The following is a 17,776-nucleotide window of genomic DNA, read 5'->3' as shown; positions in this document are numbered from 1 at the left end:
AGCCCTCGTAGCGGAGCTACTAGGGCTTTTGTCCGGTGCGGCGAGAGTGCGTGCCGGGCGTCGCGACGCCGCGGAGATCCATCAGAAGGGCCCTAAGGCCCTGCTGAGGGATCTCCGTGGGAGAAGGAGGGGCGGGCGGCTTCAGGAACTCCGGCCGTTTTCATGGTCGTCGCGTGGTGTGCCCAGCAGTTCGCGCAGGAGGCGTTCGTCGTCGGTGCCGAGGCCGGTGACGAAGCTGGCGAGTACGGCTCCCCGGTCCCGTTCTGCGTCCAGCACCCGGCGCATCCGGTGGGCGGCGAGGCCCGCCTCGTCCGACGTGGGCAGCCAGGCGAAGGACCGCCCGCTGCGTTCCCGGGTGACCGCGCCCTTGGCCAGCAGCCGGGTGAGGATCGTGATGACGGTCGTGTAGGCGAGGTCGTCGCCCAGGTGCTGCTGCACCCAGCCGGCCGTGGCCGGTCCGTTCGCCTCCCTGAGCGCCGACAGGACCAGTACCTCCAGCTCGCCCTGCCCCCGCCGCCGCCGGGGCCGCTGCCGGTGATCCGTCACGCTCTGTCTCCTCCGCGCCGCCGTCCGTTTCCCCGGCGGCCATTGTAGGAGCGCCCGCCCGTTCCTCTACAGGTTTGTAGAGGAACGGGCGTGATCGTCACGGAGACGGACGTGGGCCGGCCCCGGTGAACAGCCCGGTGCCGCCCCCCGTACTTCTCAAGGACCGATGCCCCGCCCCGTGTTGGGAGCCCCGATGTACCGTCCCGTCCGTCGTCTGCTCGGTGCCCCGGTGTATGTGGCCGCCGCGGCGCTCCTGCTCGCCGGGTGCGGCGGGGGCGACGACGACGCGAAGCCGGCGGCCGCGACGAAGAGCGCGGCGCCGTCGGCCCGTCCGATGACGCTGGAGGCACTGGGCAAGGCCGTCGGCTGCACGACGAAGCCGAAGGAGGCGGGCAAGACCCTCGACTACCGCCAGGGCCTGTGCGACTCGGCGGACGCCAAGTACGTGCTGGTCACCTTCGACACCGCCGACGGGCAGAGCGGCTGGCTCGACACCGCCCAGATGTACGGCGGCGTCTACCTGGTCGGCAACCGCTGGGTCCTGTCCGCCGACCCGCGCTCGGCCATGGAGAAGGCCCGCGCCGAACTGGGCGGCACCATCGAGGACTCCAGCGAGAACGGCCTCAACAACGCCTCGCCCTCCGCCGGCTGACGGTTCGGCCGGCGGGTCAGTTGTTGTACGACTCGTCGTAGGGATCCCGGGGTGTCTTCGTCGGCTTGGCCGTGGTGACCTCGATGAAGGGGATACGGCCGTTGTTGACGGGGTCGCGGGACTCGCGCGGGGTGTAGGTGCCGGTGACCGTCAGCCAGGCGTCCGGCTGGAGGACCGGGGGGATGGCGCCGGTCAGCCCGACCTTGACCGGCTGGGCGTCGGCCGCGCAGCAGTTGAGGGCCATGCGCACCAGATAGGGCGTGCCGGAGTGGTCCAGGGCCACGAAGCCGGTCAGCTGGACCCGGCGGCCGGCGAGGGAGCGGCCGTGGTCGTAGACCGCGCGGCCCGCGTAGTCGACGACGCCCAGGCGCAGCGGGTCGGTGGCCGGGAGGGCCGGGTAGGCGAGGGGTTCCTGCAGGGCCGTGCCGGTGCGGGTCGCGCTGTACGAGCCGAGGGCCGGCGGGGCGACCAGGATCAGGGCGAGCAGGGGAAGGACGAGGAGCCAGGAGATCCGGGGCTCGGGGTGCGTGTGCCCGTCGGCCTCCCGCTGCTGCCGCGCCCTGCGGCGCTCGTACCACGCCGTCGCGAGCGCCGCGACGATCAGGACCGCGCCGGACGCCAGCAGCAGGGGCTGCAGCCCCGCCTTCACGTAGCGGAGGTAGAGGTCGGTGGTGCCGGCGTGCAGGAGGGCCGCGCCGAGCAGGAAGAGGACGGCGGCCTGGGACTGTCGGTTCACAGCAGGACCGCTCCTGTCAGTACGGCCGACGCGATGGCCAGCGCGAAGGTCATGGGGGCGAAGCGCAGGGCGAAGCCGCGGCCGAAGGTGCCCGCCTGCATCGCGAACAGCTTGAGGTCGATCATCGGGCCCACGACCAGGAAGGCGAGCCGGGCCGTCAGGGAGAACTGGGTCAGGGACGACGCGACGAACGCGTCCGCCTCCGAGCAGATGGAGAGGATCACCGCCAGGACGGCGAGGGCGAGGACCGCGACCACCGGGTTGTCGGCCGCCGTGCGCAGCCAGCTCGCCGGGGCGACCGACTTCAGCGTCGCCGCCGCCATCGCGCCCACCACCAGGAAGCCGCCGGCGTGCATCACGTCGTGCCGGACCGAGTCCCAGAACGCGGCGCCCTTGGTCTGCCCCTCGTGGTGCGCGTGCGCCGGGGGCCGCATCCAGTCGGTGCGGCCCACCCGCTGCCACAGCCAGCCCATCGCGCAGGCGACGAGGAGGCTGGCGACGAAACGGCCCACGACCATCTCGGGGTTGCGCGGGAAGGCCACCGCGGTCGCGGTCAGCACGATCGGGTTGATGGCGGGAGCGGAGAGGAGGAACGCGAGGGCCGCGGCGGGGGTCACGCCCCGGCGGACCAGCGCGCCGGCCACCGGCACCGACGCGCACTCGCAGCCCGGCAGCACCGCGCCCGCGAGCCCGGCCACCGGGACGGCGAGCGCGGGGCGGGAGGGCAGGGCGCGGGCGAAGAAGGACGGGGGGACGTAGACCGCGATCGCCGCCGACAGCAGCACGCCCAGCACCAGGAACGGCAGCGCCTGGATGACGACCGCCACGAACACCGTCGTCCAGCTCTGCATCACCGGGGCGGACAGGGCACGGCGGATGGGGCTCTGGAGCAGGACGAGCAGGAGCAGGAGCATGGTGAGGGCGAGGGGTGAGGTCAGCCGTCCGCGCTCCTCGGGCGGGGGCTCCCGGCGCGTGGCCTCCGCGTGCGGGGCCGCCTTGGTGATGGCCACGGTTTCGGGCACCTCCGCCTGTGTCTCGTCCTGTTTCTCGCCTTCCCTCCCCATTCATACGGGAGTTCCGCGCCGCACGTTCACCGCCCCCGGGGGAAGCTCCCGGGAACCGTCCTGGAACCTCCCGCCCCGGTGCGGCAGTCTTCTCTCTCGTGGGCAGTCTTGCGGGGAGCGTTCCGAATCAGGGCCGGGCGCCGGGCGGCGCCGGCGCGCACATGGTGGTGTGCGGCGACGACGGCCTCGCGCACCGGCTCGCCGCCGAACTGCGCGGAGTCTACGAGGAACAGGTCACCCTCGTGATACCGCCCGCCGAACGCTCGGTGCGGCCGCCCGTCGTCGGGCGGGCCCGCGCGGTGTCGGCGGCCTTCCTGGACCGGATGGTCAGCGCGGCGGTCAGCCGGGCGGCGGGCAACGGCACCGCCCCGGCCACCGGTGAACCCTCGCGCACGGACCGGACGTTGGAGGCGGTCGAGCCCACCGAGGCCGTGCTCGCCGAGGCGGGCGTGGAACGGGCCGCCGCGCTGGCGCTCGTGTACGACGACGACGAGACCAATATCCGCGCCGCCCTCACCGCCCGGCGCCTCAACCCCCGGCTGCGGCTCGTGCTCCGCCTCTACAACCGGCGGCTCGGCCAGCACATCGAGGAACTCCTCGACCAGGCGGCCGCGTTGGCCTACGGCGCCACCTCGAACGCCACCCCGGGCGACCCACCGGGCGACCCCTCGGGCGATTCCTCCGGGAGCGGGAGCGGGAACGGGAACGAGTCCGGGGACGCCTCCACGACCGTGCTGTCCGACGCCGACACCGCCGCACCCGCGCTGGCCGCGTCCGCCGTCGCCGGCACCACCAAGGTCGTCCAGACGGACGGGCTGCTGCTGCGGGCCGTGGAGCGTCCGGTGTCCGAACCCGGCGAGCCGGTCCCCCAGGACGGGCTGCCCACGCTCGCGCTGCTCTCCGCGAACGGCAACGACCCCGCCTTCGCGGACGGTTCCGAGAGCAGCGGGGAGCAGGGGCCGCTGCTGCTGCCCGACGCGGCGGCGGTGCGGGAGGCGGCCGGGCGGCGCGGGTCGGTCGTCCTGGAGCAGGTGGCGTACTCGGCCGGGCCCGCGCTGCCCGCCGGGCGGGGCGTGGGAGCCGTGCCGTCCTTCGCCTCCCTGTTCTCGCGGCGGCTGCGGATCTCCCTGGCCGGCCTGGTGGGCTGTGTGTTCGCGCTGGCGGTGGCCCTGTGGGTGGTGACCGGGATCCATCCGCTGGGCGCGCTGTACCTGACCCTGCTGGACCTGTTCGCGATCAACGACCCGGCGCTCGGGGCGAGTACGGCCCGTCAGGTGCTGCAACTCCTGTCCGGGCTGATGGGGCTGCTGTTGCTGCCGGTGCTGCTGGCGGCGGTCCTCGAGGCGCTCGGCACCTTCCGCGGGGCGGGGTCGCTAAGACGGCCGCCCCGGGGACTGGGCGGGCACGTGGTGCTGCTGGGGCTGGGGAAGATCGGCACCCGGGTGCTGATCCGGCTGCGGGAGCTGGACATTCCCGTGGTGTGCGTGGAGTCGGGGCCGGAGGCGCGGGGGCTCGCGGTGGCGCGGCGGCTGCGGGTGCCGGTGGTGCTGGGGGACGTCACCCAGGAAGGGGTGCTGGAGGCGGCGAAGATCCACCGCGCGCACGCGCTGCTCGCGGTGACCAGCTCCGACACGACGAACCTCGAGGCCTCGCTGTACGCCCGGACCCTGCGGCCGGACCTGCGGGTGGTACTGCGGCTGTACGACGACGACTTCGCGACCGCCGTGTACCGCACCCTGCGTGCCGCGCACCCGCATGCGCTGACCCGCAGCCGGAGCGTGTCCCATCTGTCGGCGCCGTCCTTCGCCGGGGCGATGATGGGGCGGCAGATCCTGGGGGCGATTCCGGTGGAACGGCGGGTGCTGCTGTTCGCCGCGCTGGAGGTCGGGGGGTGTCCGCAGCTGGCGGGGCGGACGGTGGGGGAGGCGTTCCGGGCGGGGTACTGGCGGGTGCTGGCGCTGGACACGGGCGACGAGCGGCGGGGCGGGGAAGGGCTGGTGTGGGACCTGCCCGACACGTACGTCCTCCGGGACCAGGACCGGGTGGTGCTGGCGGCCACGCGGAGGGGGCTGGCGGAGCTGCTGGGGAGGCGGCGGGGGCGCGGGATCACCACCCCTTGAGCCGTGCCGGCCGCCTCCCCCGGCCCGGCTACCGCAGGTGCCTCTCCGCGAAGTCCAGTTCCAGCCTCACCTGCTTGATGCGCTCGTCCACCACCAGGGAGCCGTGGCCCGCGTCGTAGCGGTAGACCTCGTGGACGGCTTCCCTGGCCTCCAGGCGTTTGACGTAGTTGTCGATCTGGCGGATCGGGCAGCGCGGGTCGTTGACTCCGGCCGAGATGTAGACGGGGGCCTTGACGTCGTCGACGTACGTCAGGGGCGAGGACGCCTCGAAACGGTCCGGGACCTCCTCCGGGGTGCCTCCCAGCAGGGTGCGGTCCATCGCCTTCAGGGCCTCCATCTCGTCGTGGTATGCCGTGACGTAGTCGGCGACGGGCACCGCGGCGATGCCCAGGGCCCACGCGTCGGGCTGGACGCCGAGGCCGAGCAGGGTGAGGTAGCCGCCCCAGGAGCCGCCGGTGAGGATCAGCCGGGAGGGGTCGGCCAGACCCGAGGACACCGCCCATTCCCGGACCGCCGCGATGTCCTCCAGCTCGATCAGGCCGACCCGTACCTTGAGCGCGTCCGTCCAGGCGCGGCCGTAGCCGGTGGAGCCGCGGTAGTTCACCCGGATCACCGCGTAGCCGTGGTCCACCCAGGCCGCCGGGGCCGCCGCGAAGGCGTCGCTGTCGTGCCAGGTCGGGCCGCCGTGGATGTCGAAGACGGTCGGGAGGGGGCCGCTCGCGCCGGCCGGCTTCTGGATCAGGGCGTGGATCCGGCCGCCGGGGCCCTCCACCCACACGTCCTCCACCGGCACCGAGCCCGGGGACTTCATGCCGGGCGGGTCCAGGACCACCCGGCCGGTCGTGGAACGGACCACCGGCGGCTCGGCGGCGGACGACCACAGGTACTCCACGCTGCCGTCCGGACGGGCCGTCGCCCCCGACACCGTGCCCGCCGGGGTCGGGACCTTCACCAGCTTCCCGTCCGCCAGGTCGTACCGCAGCAGTTCGCTCCGGGCCTCGAAGCTGTGCGCGATCAGCAGCCCGGAGCCGTCCGGGAACCACTCGGCGCTCACATCGCCCGGCAGCTCCAGCCGCAGGTCGGTCTCCGCGCCGGTCGCCACGTCCCACACGAGGGGCTCCCAGCGGCCGCGCCGCTGATGCCCGATGAGCAGACGGGTATCGCCCTCGACGGGCGCGAAGCCGAGCACCTCGAGGCCCAGCTCCTCCGAGCCGCCGCGCGTGTCGTCCAGCTCGGCGACGGTCGTGCCGTCCGGCCGCAGGACGCGCAGCGCGGAGTGCATCGCGTCGCCGTGCTCGGTGTGCTCGATGGCGATCAGGGAGCCGTCGTGGGAGAGGTCGCCCACGCCCGCCGACTCGCGGTGGCGGTACAGCTCGAAGGGGGACTCCCCCACCCGCGCCACGTAAATGGTCGTGCCGTCCTCGTCCGTGGAACGGCCCACCACCGCCGTACGGCCGTCCCGGCTCAGGGCCAGCCCCGCCGGGTAGGACGGGTCGAGACCCGGTGTCGCCAGCTCGTCCTCACCGCCCTCGAACAGCTGGCGGCGCCAGACGCCGAACTCGTCGCCGTCCTTGTCGTCGAACCACCAGATCCATGCGCCGTCCGGGGACAGCACGCCGTCCGTCGTGCCGTTCGCCCGCTGGGTCACCTGGCGCTGCTCGCCCGTGGCACGGTCCCAGGCGTACAGCTCGTACGTGCCGGTCGCATTGGAAACGAACAGGGAACGGTTCGGCGCGTCCTCCGCCCAGTCGGGCAACGACACCCGAGGTGCCCTGAAGCGCTTCTCCCAGTCCGGCATTTCCTCGTACAACTCCGACGCGTCGGATCCGTAGCTCTCAGTCATGACCCCATACTGCCCGCCCGCGACGCCGATCGACCGCCACAGTCCCCGGCCCGTGGACAACTTCAAACCAAGCTTTCACCGATCTTCAAGGCGGTTCTGAGCTTGTGGCCCTATTCTCACGGCGGTCCCCGTGCGCCCGGTGGACCACGGCCGTGCCCGGGCGCACCCGGTTCCCGTCACCAACCCCGCCAGCGGCTCCCCCGCGTCCGCCCCGTACCGTGGGGGGCGTGTACCGGTTTCTGCTGTCGCCCCGGTGGTGGGGGATCAACGTCTTCGTGCTGGTGGCCATCCCTTTCTGCGTGTTCATGGGGTCCTGGCAGCTGAGCCGGTTCGAGGCGCGGGTCGACGAGCACCGGGACGCGAAGGCGCAGGTCGAGTCCAACCGCACCCAGGCGGCGCGGCCGCTCGCCGAGATGCTGCCGGTGGACAAGGAGACCGCCGGCAGGCAGGTCACCGCGCGCGGGCGCTACGGCAGGCAACTGTTGGTGCCGGGGCGGGAGCTGGCGGGCCGGAACGGGTTCTACGTGCTGACCCTGCTGCGGACGGCCGACGGGAAGGCGCTGCCCGTCGTCCGGGGCTGGCTGCCGGGGAGTGCCGACGACGACAAGGCTCCCGCGCCGCCGTCCGGGGAGGTCACCGTCAGCGGGGCGCTACAAGCCTCCGAGCAGCCCGGTGACGACGGGGTGAGCGCACAGGGCGGTCTGCCGGCCGGGCAGACCGCGGCGATCAGTGCCGCCTCCCTGGTCAACCTGGTGCCGTACGACGTCTACGACGCCTGGGTCACGCTCGACACCGCGGACCCGGGGATGACGACGGTGCCGGTCAGCGCGGCGCCGGACACGGGGCTCGATCTGAAGGCGTTCCAGAACCTGGGCTACACCGGTGAGTGGTTCGTCTTCGCCGGGTTCGTGGTGTTCATGTGGTTCCGGCTGCTGCGGCGCGAGGTCGAGTTCGCCCGGGACGCCGCCCTCGGGATCGTGCCCGAGGAGACCGCCGGGTCAGACGTTCACGACGACGCCAGGACGCCGGTCCGGTAGATCGTCCCCGCGCACGCGTTCGGCACCGTCGCCGACACCGTCGTGGAGCCGTCGTCCGCGGTGTACGTCACCAGGACACTGCCGTCGGCCGTGCCGTCCTCGATGACCATCTGGGTGGAGGTGCCGGAGCTGGTGTCACCGGTGGTGGTGGTGTCCTCCTCGCTCGGCGACGGGGACGGGGACGCCTCGCCGCCGGTGCTGCCGTCGGTGCTGCCGCCCGTGGTGGGGCAGGCGTCCGAGGGGGCCCAGGCGAACTTCACGTCGTACGCGGAGCCCGGCGCGAGGGCGAGCCGGGTGACGTAGAGGGAGGGGTCGGGCAGGCCGGCCGCGGTGTCTCCGGAGGCGTGCGCCACGACGCCGATCCTGGTGGCGTCGGCTGCGCCCTGGGCGGTCGCCGTGAGGGTGACGGCGCCGGCGACGGTACAGGAGGCGCTGGAGACGTTGACGACGCGGAAGGTGCCGTAGACGATGCCGGCCGAGTCGGCGACGTCGACGCTCGCCGAGGTGGAGCCGAGCTGGGAGGCCGTGCAGGCGGGGGCGGTCGCGGGGGCGGTGGCGACGGGGCCGTTTCCGCTGGAGGTGCCGGTGCCGCCGCCGGTGCCCTTGCTTCCGCTGGTGCCGGTGCCGCCGTCCTTGCCGTGTTCGCCGGTCTTGCCGGTGGAGCCGCCGACCTTGCCGGAGGATCCGCCGTCGGGGTACTTGCCCTCGCCGCCGGAGCCCTCGGACTGGGAGGCCTGGCCGGCGATCGCCGGGTCGGCGTCGGAGCCCGCGGCCGCGACATGGATCCCGGCGGGGACGGCGGTGCAGGCGAACAGGGCCGCGGCCGCCATGCCGACGGCGGCCTGCCGCTTGCGGGCGCGGCGCGCGGGGACGGCCCGGCGCAGATGGTCCAGCGTCCCGTCGCGCGGTTCCATCTCCTGGACCGCCTGGTGCAGCATCCGGCGCAGTGCCAGCTCGTCCGAGTCGAGCCCGCCGGAGCCCTGGTCGTCGAGGTGGTGGTTCACGGTTGAGTTCCCAGGGTGCGAGTGCTTAGGGGGTTCGGTGCGGGGCGGCGTCGGCTCGTGCCACGCGAACGGCTCGTGGCGCTCGTGGGAGCCCCGTCCCTCGGCTTCGTCGCTCACGCCGGCGCCTCCATCGCGGTGCGCAGGGCGGCGATGCCCCGCGAGCCGTACGCCTTGACCGATCCGAGGGAGATCCCGAGGGTCTCGGCGACCTGCGCCTCGGTCATGTCCGCGAAGTATCGCAGCACCAGGACCTCGCGCTGGCGGCGCTGCAGGCCCTTCATCGCCTTGATGAGGGAATCCCGCTCGAGCTGGTCGTAGGCGCCCTCCTCCGCGCTGGCCATGTCCGGCATCGGCTTGGACAGGAGCTTCAGGCCGAGGATGCGGCGGCGCAGGGCGGAGCGGGAGAGGTTGACGACGGTCTGGCGCAGATAGGCGAGGGTCTTCTCCGGGTCGCGGACCCGCTTGCGGGCGGAGTGGACGCGGATGAAGGCCTCCTGGACGACGTCCTCGCAGGAGGCGGTGTCGTCGAGGAGGAGGGCGGCGAGGCCGAGCAGCGAGCGGTAGTGGGCCCGGTAGGTCTCGGTGAGGTGGTCGACGGTGGTACCGGCCACCACCGCTTCCTCGGCGCCTTCGCGCTGGCTGGGTATGCGGGCGGGCCGCGCTGCTGGCATGGGGGCGATCACCGGCATGCCGCCGGGCGCCCCGGCCGCGCGGAGTCGCAGGGCTGCGCGAGCCCTGGGAAGTTCGAGTACCTCTGCCACGCCAGTTGGACACACGTCACCCCGTGGAGGTTGTACGCGTCGGACGTTACTTTTGCGGCGGCCGACGCCACACGTACCCGTCTCATGTGTCCTGCTCTTCCCTTGTATCCCATATGAACGGGCGTCCCCACGCCCGGATCACGGCGTCCCCACGCCGGGACCGCAAAGACGCTCCCCGCCCTCCGCGCGGTTGCGGAGAACGGGGAGGAAGTCTTCGGCAATCTTCAGACGACAACGCTGTCCGAGACAAGTGGTATGAACCATCGACCGGCTCACACTTTTCCCAAGTCTCTGGCCAGGGCTTTTTCGCGCCGGCCCGCCCAGCACTCCTGACCGACGGGTCAGGAGTGCTCCGCCGCCACGAGCTCCGCGATCTGCGCGGTGTTGAGCGCGGCGCCCTTGCGGAGGTTGTCGCCGCACACGAACAGCTCCAGCGCGGTCGGGTCGTCCAGCGCGCGGCGCACCCGGCCCACCCAGGTCGGGTCGGTGCCGACCACGTCGGCGGGCGTGGGGTACTCCCCCGCCTCCGGGTCGTCGAAGAGGACGACGCCGGGCGCGGTGGCGATGATCTCGCGGGCGCCGCCGACGGTGACGGTGTCCTGGAAACGGGCGTGCACGGTGAGGGAGTGCGTCGTGACGACCGGGACGCGGACGCAGGTCACGGCCACCGGGAGTTTCGGCAGCCCGAGGATCTTGCGGGACTCGTCCCGCACCTTCATCTCCTCCGACGACCAGCCGTCCTCCCGCAGCGACCCGGCCCACGGTACGACGTTCAGCGCGACCGGCTCCGGGAACGGGCCCGTCCGCTCCCCGACCGCACGCCGCACGTCACCGGGGCTGGTCCCCAGCTCCGTACCGGCGACGAGGGAGATCTGCTCCCGCAGCGTCTCCACCCCGGCCCGGCCGGCCCCGCTGACCGCCTGGTACGAGGACACCACCAGCTCGCGCAGCCCGTACGCGGCGTGCAGCGCACCCAGGGCGACGATCATGGACAGGGTCGTGCAGTTGGGGTTGGCGACGATCCCGCGCGGCCGGACGCGCGCCGCGTGCGGATTGACCTCGGGGACGACCAGGGGCACGTCCGGGTCCATCCGGAAGGCGCCGGAGTTGTCCACGACGACCACGCCCTTGGCGGCGGCGATCGGCGCCCAGCGCGCGGACACCTCGTCCGGCACGTCGAACATGGCGATGTCGATCCCGTCGAAGGCCTCCTCCGACAGGGCCACGACCTCGACCTCCTCGCCGCGTACGGCCAGCTTGCGGCCGGCCGAGCGCGGCGAGGCGACAAGACGGATCTCGCCCCAGATGTCCGCCCGCTGGGACAGGATCTGGAGCATGACGGTGCCGACGGCCCCGGTCGCCCCCACGACCGCGAGCGCCGGTCGGCTGATGCCCGTCATCAGCGTCCGGTGCCTCCGTAGACGACGGCCTCGTCGCTGTCGGAGTCGAGCCCGAAGGCGGTGTGCACGGCACGCACGGCCTCGTTGACGTCGTCGGCGCGGGTGACGACCGAGATGCGGATCTCGGAGGTCGAGATCAGCTCGATGTTCACGCCCGCGTCGGCCAGCGCCGTGAAGAAGTCGGCCGTGACGCCGGGGTTCGTCTTCATGCCCGCGCCGACCAGCGAGATCTTCCCGATCTGGTCGTCGTAGCGCAGGGAGTCGAAACCGATGCCGACCTTGTTCTTCTCCAGGGCGTCGATGGCCTTGCGGCCCTCCGCCTTGGGAAGGGTGAACGAGATGTCCGTCAGCCCGGTGGACGCGGCGGACACGTTCTGCACGATCATGTCGATGTTGATCTCGGCGTCGGAGATCGTGCGGAAGATCACGGCGGCCTCGCCCGGCTTGTCCGGCACGCCGACGACCGTGATCTTGGCCTCGGAGGTGTCGTGCGCGACACCGGAGATGATGGCCTGCTCCACCTTCTTGACCCCTTCGATCGGCTCGCTGCTGACCCACGTGCCCTGCAGTCCGCTGAAGGACGACCGGACGTGGATCGGGATGTTGTAACGGCGGGCGTACTCCACACAGCGGTGGAGCAGCACCTTGGAGCCGGAGGCCGCGAGCTCCAGCATGTCCTCGAAGGAGATCCAGTCGATCTTCCGCGCCTTCTTCACCACACGCGGGTCGGCGGTGAACACGCCGTCGACGTCCGTGTAGATCTCGCAGACCTCGGCGTCCAGCGCGGCGGCGAGGGCTACGGCGGTGGTGTCGGACCCACCGCGACCCAGGGTCGTGATGTCCTTCTTGTCCTGGCTGACACCCTGGAACCCGGCGACGATGGCGATGTTGCCCTCGTCCAGCGCGGTGCGGATGCGCCCCGGCGTGACATCGATGATCCGGGCTTTGTTGTGAACCGAGTCGGTGATGACGCCTGCCTGGCTGCCGGTGAACGACTGGGCCTCGTGACCCAGGTTTTTGATCGCCATGGCCAGCAGGGCCATGGCGATCCGCTCTCCCGCGGTCAGCAGCATGTCGAACTCACGCCCGGCAGGCATCGGCGACACCTGCTCGGCGAGATCGATCAGCTCGTCCGTCGTGTCGCCCATCGCGGAAACGACGACGACCACCTGGTGGCCGTTCTGCTTCGCTTCCACGATCCGCTTGGCGACGCGCTTGATGCCCTCGGCATCGGCTACGGAGGAGCCTCCGTACTTCTGCACGACAAGGCCCACGTGCGCTCCTCGCTCAGTTCTGTCCAGTCGGCTCAGTCTAACGAGCGCCCGAAATCCGCCCCCGAGGTATCGGATGGTGAGATGCCGGACGACCGTCCGGGAGGTTCCTTCCCCCTTACGGGCAAGTGATGGCTGTGAATTAAGTTTCAAGCACTAGTGTGCGATCCGTGCACGTACTCCTGGTGGAAGACGACGAGCCGGTCGCCGAGTCACTGCGGCGGGGACTGAGGCGCTACGGCTTCGAGGTCGACTGGGTCACCACGGGCGCCGCCGCCCTCGCCCACTCCGGCCCGTACGACGTCGTCCTCCTGGATCTGGGCCTGCCCGACACCGACGGCCTCGACGTCTGCAAGGCGCTGCGCGGGCGCGGCGACGTGCCGATCATCGTGATCAGCGCGCGCAGCGACGAGACGGACCGGGTGGTCGGCCTGGAGCTGGGCGCCGACGACTACGTCTCGAAACCCTTCGGAGTACGTGAGGTCATCGCCCGAATACGGGCCGTGATGCGCCGCGTCCAGCCGCGTACGGCGGCCGCCGGGACCGGCGCGGACCGGTACGGCTCCCGCCTCACGATCGACCGCAGGGCGGCCCGGGCGCACGTGGACGGCGAGGAGGTCGCCCTCGCGCCGAAGGAGTACGACCTGCTGGCCTTCCTCACCGAGGAGCCGGGCGCGCTGATGTCGCGCGAGCAGATCATGGAAGCGGTCTGGGACGCGAACTGGTTCGGCCCGACGAAGACGCTGGACGTGCATGTGGCGGCGCTGCGGCGGAAGTTCGCCGGAGTCCTCACCCTCGAGGCGGTGCGGGGCGTCGGCTTCCGGCTGGAGATCGTCAAGGACACCGCGGGGGACGCCGTCGAGGGCGCCGGGCCCTCATGAACCGCCGGCTCGTCCGCAGCTACATCCTGCTCGTCGCCGTCGCCATCCTGCTGTTCACGGTGCCGGTGGCCTTCACCCTCACCAGACAGCTGCGGGACGACACCGAGCTGTCCGTCCTGCGCGAGGCCAGGACCATGGCGCTGCTGCTGGGCAACGGCGACCGCATCTCGTGCGAGGCCCTGACCGAGGTGGCCAGGGCGTACGGCGAGAAGACCCCCGGCGACGTCCAGGTGACCTCCGCCGGCCGCTGCGCGGACCTGCCGAAGCCGACCGCGGACACGGCACTGACCCGGGCCGTGCGGGGGAACGAGCCGACCACCGACTGGGGCTCGGACCTCATCTGGGGCAGGCAGCTGACGGTCACCGTGCCCGCGCGGGGGGAGGCGGCCGTACGGATCGTCTACTCGACCTCGGACATGACCAGGCGGCTGTGGCAGATCTGGGGCTTCCGCGCCGGGCTCGCCGTACTCGTCCTGGCCGCGGCCGCCGCGATCGGCGCGTTCGCCGCCCGCCGGATCACCGCGCCGTTGCGCGCGCTCAACTCCATGGCGAGCAGGTTCAGCGACGGAGACCTCACGGCCCGGACTCCCGAGACGGGCCCCGAGGAGACCCGGACCCTCGCCCGCACCCTCAATCAGGCGGGCGAACGCCTCGACACCCTCATCGCCTCGCAGCGCATCTTCGTGGCGGACGCCTCCCACCAGCTGCGGACCCCGCTGACCGCCCTGCGCCTCTCGCTCGACAACATCGCGGACGGTGTGGACGACGAGTTCGTCCGGGAGGACGTGGAGCAGGCGACCGCCGAGGTGGTGCGGATGAGCCGCCTGGTGAACGGCCTGCTGGTGCTGGCGAGGGCCGAGGCCAAGGTGACGGCGGCGGAACCGCTGTCCCTGACGGACATCGTGACGGAACGCCTGTCGGTGTGGAGACCGGCCGCCGACGAGCGCGGAGTCACCATCGCGCTCAGGGGAAGTGGTGTCGGCGACCGGCCGTCTGTGCTGGCCAGTCCCGGTCATCTGGAGCAGGTGCTGGACAACGTGCTCTCGAACGCCCTGGAGGTCTCACCGGACGGCGGGACGATCACCGTCCGGACCGAGGCCGGGGCCGGGGACGTGGTCCTGTCCGTCGCGGACGAGGGACCGGGCATGTCCGACGCGGAGAAGTCCCGCGCCTTCGACCGCTTCTGGCGCGGCCAGGGCCTGACCGGGCGCTCCGGTTCCGGGCTCGGCCTCGCGGTCGTCCGACAGCTGGTGACGGACGACGGCGGGACGGTGGCCCTGACGGACGCGCCCGGGGGCGGCCTCACGGTGCGGATCAGCCTTCGGGCATCGCGGACGAGTGGTGGTTGACGATCTTCCACTGGCCGCCGCGCTTCTCGTACTCGTAGGTGTAGCGGGCCTCGACGACTCTCTTCGCACCGGTGTCGGGGTCGGTGAGCGTGAACTCGTAGACGCCCGTGTCGATCGCGGAGTTGTCGTCGAGGACATTGACGATCGTCCGGACCTTCTTGCCGACCGGCTTGTTCTGCAGGAAGTGCTCGAAGTAGTCGACGATGCCGGCGCGGTCGGTGCGGACCTCGTTGGAGACCGTGGGCAGCAGGACCGCGTCCTCGGCGTAGCGGTCGGCCACCACATCCGCGTCGCCGGTCCGCAGAGCGGCGTTCCAGCCGTCGAAGAGGGCGGCGATCTGCTTCTCGGTGGGCTTCCGGGACTTCTCGGAACCGGCCGCGCTGACCCCGGCCAACGCCGTGGCGGCGGTGACGAGGGCGGTGGCGGTGACGAGGGCGGCGCGTATGCGGGTCTGGCGGGTCATCGCAACTCCTGTGCGGCTTTCGCCTGTTGGGAAGTTCCTGTGGGATGACCCAAGACTCGCGTCCGGCCGGTCAGGGCCCGTGCAGCCGACGCACAGGGGACGTACAAGACCGATCCAATTCTCAGGCTGCCTCTCGCTTGCCGCGGTCCCGCACCAGGCTGACGCCGGCGCCCAGCGACACGACGCCCATGCCCACGGCGGTCATCACTCCCTGCGATCCGTCGACCACGAAGGGCGCCACGGCGGCGACGGCGAGGTTGAAGAGGAAGAGGAACCACAGGACGGGACGGGAGGAGAGGAGCGACTTCATGGCGGTTTTCCTTCGGTGAGTGGGGATCGTTGCCCTTGCGAGATCAACGATCCCGTCTCCGGCCTGCGCGAAGGAGAGAGCGCACTCCCGAACCGAGGGTGTAGGCAGGTACACCATGACGGGCGAGTCGCTTCTTGCGGGGATCCTACTGCTGGGTTCGTGCGTCCAGTGGCTCACCGGGATGGGCTTCGCACTGGTGGCGGTGTCGGCGGGCCGCCGGTCTCCCTTTACGCCGCCAACGCGGGCTGGACGTACGGGAGTTCGCGGGCCATGGCGCTGGACGCGCCGGCCGGCCGGCCGGGGACTCGCGGGCCGTCCGCCGGAGCCCCGGGCCCGGCTGCTGGTGCTGGGGCCGGCGCCGGCGGGCGGGGTGACGGCGGTGGGGAAGGGCCTGTGGGGGCTGTGAACCGCTCCCCCGACCGCCCTACCGCCGGGCCGTGTCGCCCAGGCCCGGCTGGCCGCCGATCTCCTCCGCCATCACCCTGCCCGCCTCGAACTCCAGGGTGTCGTCGCCGATGCCCTGGTCGGTGTCCAGGCCGTCGAGCTCCTCGAGCGGCTGGTCCAGGCGGACGTGGGCGAGGACCGAGTGGAGGGCGCGGAGCGTCGCGGAGGCCGTGGAGCCCCAGTTGGAGAAGTAGGAGAACTGCCACCACCACAGGGCTTCGGTGGTGCGGCCCGCGCGGTAGTGGACCATGCCGTGACGCAGGTCGGTGATGACGTCGGTGAGGTCGTCGGAGATCCGGGCCGGGACGGGCGCCTTGCGGGGCTCGTACGGGTCGAAGACCTCCGAGTACACGTCCACCGGCTCCAGGAGACGGGCGAGGTTCTCCCGGAGCTCGTCGACGTCCGGCTCGAAGCCCGGGTCGGGCTCGTAGCGCTCGTCGGGGACGATGTCCTCGTGGGCACCGAGGCGGCCGCCGGCCAGGAGGAGCTGGGAGACCTCCAGGAGGAGGAAGGGCACGGCCGAGCCCGGTTCGTCGCCCTTGGCCACCTCCGTGACGGCTACCAGGAAACTCTCGACCTGGTCCGCGATCTGGACCGCGAAGTCGTCCGGGTTCTGGTCGGTCGCGTGCAGCGTGGCGTCAGACATCTAGGAGTCGTCTCCCCTCGAAGGCGCGGCCGAGTGTGACCTCGTCCGCGTATTCCAGGTCGCCACCCACCGGGAGGCCGCTGGCCAGGCGGGTGACCTTCAGGCCCATGGGCTTGATCATGCGGGCGAGATACGTGGCCGTGGCCTCGCCCTCCAGGTTCGGATCGGTGGCCAGGATCAGTTCCGTGACCGTGCCGTCCGCCAGGCGGGCCAGCAGTTCCCTGATACGCAGGTCGTCGGGGCCCACACCCTCGATCGGACTGATCGCTCCGCCCAGGACGTGATAGCGGCCGCGGAACTCGCGGGTCCGCTCGACCGCCACGACGTCCTTCGGCTCCTCGACGACGCAGATGACCGAGACGTCCCGGCGCTGGTCGCGGCAGATGCCGCACAGCTCCTCCTGCGCGACGTTCCCGCAGGTCGCACAGAAGCGGACCTTCGCCTTGACCTCCAGCAGAGCCTGCGCGAGGCGCCGCACGTCGGTCGGTTCCGCCTGGAGGATGTGGAAGGCGATCCGCTGCGCGCTCTTGGGACCGACGCCGGGCAGCCGCCCCAGTTCGTCGATGAGGTCCTGGACCACGCCTTCGTACAACGGACTGCCGTCCTTCCCTGGTTCCTTGCAGTACGTACGGTAGTTGGCCGGGGCCCGTCTGAGAAAGGCCGGAAGGGCCGAGAAGGTCAGAAGGGCAGGCCGGGGATCCCCGTGCCGCCGCCGAGACCCTGGGCCAGCGGGCCGAGCTTCTGCTGCTGGAGGTTCTGCGCGTTCTGGTTGGCGGCCTGTACGGCCGCGACGATCAGGTCGGCGAGGGTCTCGGTGTCGTCCGGGTCCACCGCCGCGGGGTCGATGCTGAGCGCGCGCAGCTCACCGGAGCCGGTCACGGTCGCCTTCACCAGCCCGCCGCCCGCCTGCCCGTCGACCTCCGTGTTCGCCAGTTCCTCCTGGGCACGGGCCAGATCCTGCTGCATCTTCTGGGCCTGCTGAAGCAGCTGCTGCATGTTGGGCTGGCCACCACCGGGAATCACGTTCAGCTCCTGTCTGTCTCTTCCTGTCTGCCACTGAGCCTACGTGCTCCATGAGCCCATCGCCCCGCCACTCTTTCGAGTGAGTCAGGCCGACGGCGTATACCTGATCAAGGCCCACTTCCAGGCGGAAAAGCGACGAAAGCTTCCCCTTCGCCACCCATTGGGGGGTAGGAAGAGTCCGGCACATCAGCATCAGACGTTACGCGGAGTCACTGATTCAGTAGGG

The 17,776-nt window shown here is 71.8% G+C and carries 18 protein-coding genes; 5 read left to right on the top strand and 13 right to left on the bottom strand.

Annotated features, from left to right (window positions below; genetic code table 11):
• Positions 1–141: 141 nt before the first annotated feature.
• Positions 142–546: a BlaI/MecI/CopY family transcriptional regulator gene (locus ABT057_RS24025; protein WP_352345621.1), complete on the bottom strand. Its 405-nt coding sequence runs from the start codon at positions 544–546 to the stop codon at positions 142–144.
• A gap of 193 nt (positions 547–739) precedes the next feature.
• On the opposite strand from ABT057_RS24025, the gene ABT057_RS24020 reads away from it, so the two are divergent.
• Positions 740–1,198 carry a hypothetical protein gene (locus ABT057_RS24020; RefSeq protein ID WP_352345620.1) on the top strand — a complete coding sequence of 153 codons (459 nt, stop codon included), beginning with the start codon at positions 740–742 and terminating at the stop codon, positions 1,196–1,198.
• A gap of 16 nt (positions 1,199–1,214) precedes the next feature.
• Here the strand turns inward: ABT057_RS24020 and ABT057_RS24015 are convergent, their stop codons facing one another.
• Together ABT057_RS24015 and ABT057_RS24010 are read right to left on the bottom strand one after the other, a co-directional pair.
• The gene (locus ABT057_RS24015; RefSeq protein ID WP_352345619.1) at positions 1,215–1,934 is read right to left on the bottom strand and encodes a TIGR03943 family putative permease subunit; all 720 of its coding nucleotides are present in this window, start codon (positions 1,932–1,934) and stop codon (positions 1,215–1,217) included.
• Positions 1,931–2,944: a permease gene (locus tag ABT057_RS24010; RefSeq protein ID WP_352345618.1), complete on the bottom strand. Its 1,014-nt coding sequence runs from the start codon at positions 2,942–2,944 to the stop codon at positions 1,931–1,933. Before ABT057_RS24010 ends, ABT057_RS24015 begins: the two co-directional genes overlap by 4 nt.
• Before the next feature lie 215 nt (positions 2,945–3,159).
• Between ABT057_RS24010 and ABT057_RS24005 the strand changes: the two genes are divergently transcribed.
• Complete coding sequence (locus ABT057_RS24005; RefSeq protein WP_352345628.1) at positions 3,160–5,118, top strand: NAD-binding protein; 1,959 nt, start codon at positions 3,160–3,162, stop codon at positions 5,116–5,118.
• A 28-nt stretch (positions 5,119–5,146) separates the two neighbouring features.
• Here ABT057_RS24005 and ABT057_RS24000 read toward each other — a convergent pair whose 3' ends face one another.
• Complete coding sequence (locus ABT057_RS24000) at positions 5,147–6,961, bottom strand: S9 family peptidase (protein ID WP_352345617.1); 1,815 nt, start codon at positions 6,959–6,961, stop codon at positions 5,147–5,149.
• Positions 6,962–7,188: 227 nt separating this feature from the next.
• Between ABT057_RS24000 and ABT057_RS23995 the strand changes: the two genes are divergently transcribed.
• Positions 7,189–7,998, top strand: coding sequence for an SURF1 family protein (locus ABT057_RS23995; RefSeq protein ID WP_352345616.1), 810 nt, complete (start codon positions 7,189–7,191; stop codon positions 7,996–7,998).
• Here ABT057_RS23995 and ABT057_RS23990 read toward each other — a convergent pair.
• From ABT057_RS23990 to ABT057_RS23975, 4 genes are all read right to left on the bottom strand, one after another.
• Positions 7,968–9,119: a hypothetical protein gene (locus tag ABT057_RS23990; protein WP_352345615.1), complete on the bottom strand. Its 1,152-nt coding sequence runs from the start codon at positions 9,117–9,119 to the stop codon at positions 7,968–7,970. The genes ABT057_RS23995 and ABT057_RS23990 overlap by 31 nt on opposite strands.
• Entirely contained in the window at positions 9,116–9,691 is a 576-nt protein-coding gene (locus ABT057_RS23985; RefSeq protein ID WP_352345627.1) for a SigE family RNA polymerase sigma factor, read from the bottom strand. The genes ABT057_RS23990 and ABT057_RS23985 overlap by 4 nt, the downstream gene beginning before the upstream one ends.
• Positions 9,692–10,104: 413 nt before the next feature.
• Positions 10,105–11,163 carry an aspartate-semialdehyde dehydrogenase gene (locus ABT057_RS23980; protein WP_352345614.1) on the bottom strand — a complete coding sequence of 353 codons (1,059 nt, stop codon included), beginning with the start codon at positions 11,161–11,163 and terminating at the stop codon, positions 10,105–10,107.
• On the bottom strand, positions 11,163–12,437 hold the full coding sequence (locus tag ABT057_RS23975) for an aspartate kinase (RefSeq protein ID WP_352345613.1): 1,275 nt from the start codon (positions 12,435–12,437) through the stop codon (positions 11,163–11,165). Before ABT057_RS23975 ends, ABT057_RS23980 begins: the two co-directional genes overlap by 1 nt.
• A gap of 167 nt (positions 12,438–12,604) precedes the next feature.
• Between ABT057_RS23975 and ABT057_RS23970 the strand changes: the two genes are divergently transcribed.
• Together ABT057_RS23970 and ABT057_RS23965 are read left to right on the top strand one after the other, a co-directional pair.
• Complete coding sequence (locus tag ABT057_RS23970; RefSeq protein ID WP_352345612.1) at positions 12,605–13,315, top strand: response regulator transcription factor; 711 nt, start codon at positions 12,605–12,607, stop codon at positions 13,313–13,315.
• A complete protein-coding gene (locus ABT057_RS23965) occupies positions 13,312–14,664 on the top strand; it encodes a sensor histidine kinase (protein WP_352345611.1) in 1,353 nt (450 codons plus the stop codon). Before ABT057_RS23970 ends, ABT057_RS23965 begins: the two co-directional genes overlap by 4 nt.
• Here ABT057_RS23965 and ABT057_RS23960 read toward each other — a convergent pair.
• The 5 genes from ABT057_RS23960 to ABT057_RS23940 form a co-directional block, all read right to left on the bottom strand.
• Complete coding sequence (locus tag ABT057_RS23960; protein ID WP_352345610.1) at positions 14,630–15,127, bottom strand: SgcJ/EcaC family oxidoreductase; 498 nt, start codon at positions 15,125–15,127, stop codon at positions 14,630–14,632. The two genes, ABT057_RS23965 and ABT057_RS23960, sit on opposite strands and share 35 nt — an antisense overlap.
• Positions 15,128–15,248: 121 nt before the next feature.
• On the bottom strand, positions 15,249–15,437 hold the full coding sequence (locus ABT057_RS23955) for a hypothetical protein (RefSeq protein ID WP_352345609.1): 189 nt from the start codon (positions 15,435–15,437) through the stop codon (positions 15,249–15,251).
• Between the two features lie 424 nt (positions 15,438–15,861).
• Positions 15,862–16,527, bottom strand: coding sequence for a DUF5063 domain-containing protein (locus ABT057_RS23950; RefSeq protein WP_352345608.1), 666 nt, complete (start codon positions 16,525–16,527; stop codon positions 15,862–15,864).
• The gene (gene recR / locus ABT057_RS23945) at positions 16,520–17,119 is read right to left on the bottom strand and encodes a recombination mediator RecR (RefSeq protein ID WP_352345607.1); all 600 of its coding nucleotides are present in this window, start codon (positions 17,117–17,119) and stop codon (positions 16,520–16,522) included. The genes ABT057_RS23950 and recR overlap by 8 nt, the downstream gene beginning before the upstream one ends.
• A gap of 86 nt (positions 17,120–17,205) precedes the next feature.
• Positions 17,206–17,550: a YbaB/EbfC family nucleoid-associated protein gene (locus tag ABT057_RS23940; protein WP_352345606.1), complete on the bottom strand. Its 345-nt coding sequence runs from the start codon at positions 17,548–17,550 to the stop codon at positions 17,206–17,208.
• Between the last annotated feature and the right edge of the window lie 226 nt (positions 17,551–17,776).

This window comes from Streptomyces sp. NPDC002588, from assembly GCF_040295925.1.
Lineage (GTDB): Bacteria > Actinomycetota > Actinomycetes > Streptomycetales > Streptomycetaceae > Streptomyces.
The sequence above is the reverse complement of the archived record's forward strand: the minus strand, read 5'-3'. Positions and strand labels throughout refer to the sequence as shown.

Bases quoted from the DNA above. Each gene is read 5' to 3' on its own strand.
- ABT057_RS24020 (WP_352345620.1), top strand. From the start codon at position 740: ATGTACCGTCCCGTCCGTCGTCTGCTCGGTGCCCCGGTGTATGTGGCC.
- ABT057_RS24005 (WP_352345628.1), top strand. From the start codon at position 3,160: ATGGTGGTGTGCGGCGACGACGGCCTCGCGCACCGGCTCGCCGCCGAA.
- ABT057_RS24000 (WP_352345617.1), bottom strand. From the start codon at position 6,961: ATGACTGAGAGCTACGGATCCGACGCGTCGGAGTTGTACGAGGAAATG.
- ABT057_RS23985 (WP_352345627.1), bottom strand. From the start codon at position 9,691: ATGCCGGTGATCGCCCCCATGCCAGCAGCGCGGCCCGCCCGCATACCC.
- ABT057_RS23980 (WP_352345614.1), bottom strand. From the start codon at position 11,163: ATGACGGGCATCAGCCGACCGGCGCTCGCGGTCGTGGGGGCGACCGGG.
- ABT057_RS23965 (WP_352345611.1), top strand. From the start codon at position 13,312: ATGAACCGCCGGCTCGTCCGCAGCTACATCCTGCTCGTCGCCGTCGCC.
- ABT057_RS23960 (WP_352345610.1), bottom strand. From the start codon at position 15,127: ATGACCCGCCAGACCCGCATACGCGCCGCCCTCGTCACCGCCACCGCC.
- ABT057_RS23955 (WP_352345609.1), bottom strand. From the start codon at position 15,437: ATGAAGTCGCTCCTCTCCTCCCGTCCCGTCCTGTGGTTCCTCTTCCTC.
- ABT057_RS23950 (WP_352345608.1), bottom strand. From the start codon at position 16,527: ATGTCTGACGCCACGCTGCACGCGACCGACCAGAACCCGGACGACTTC.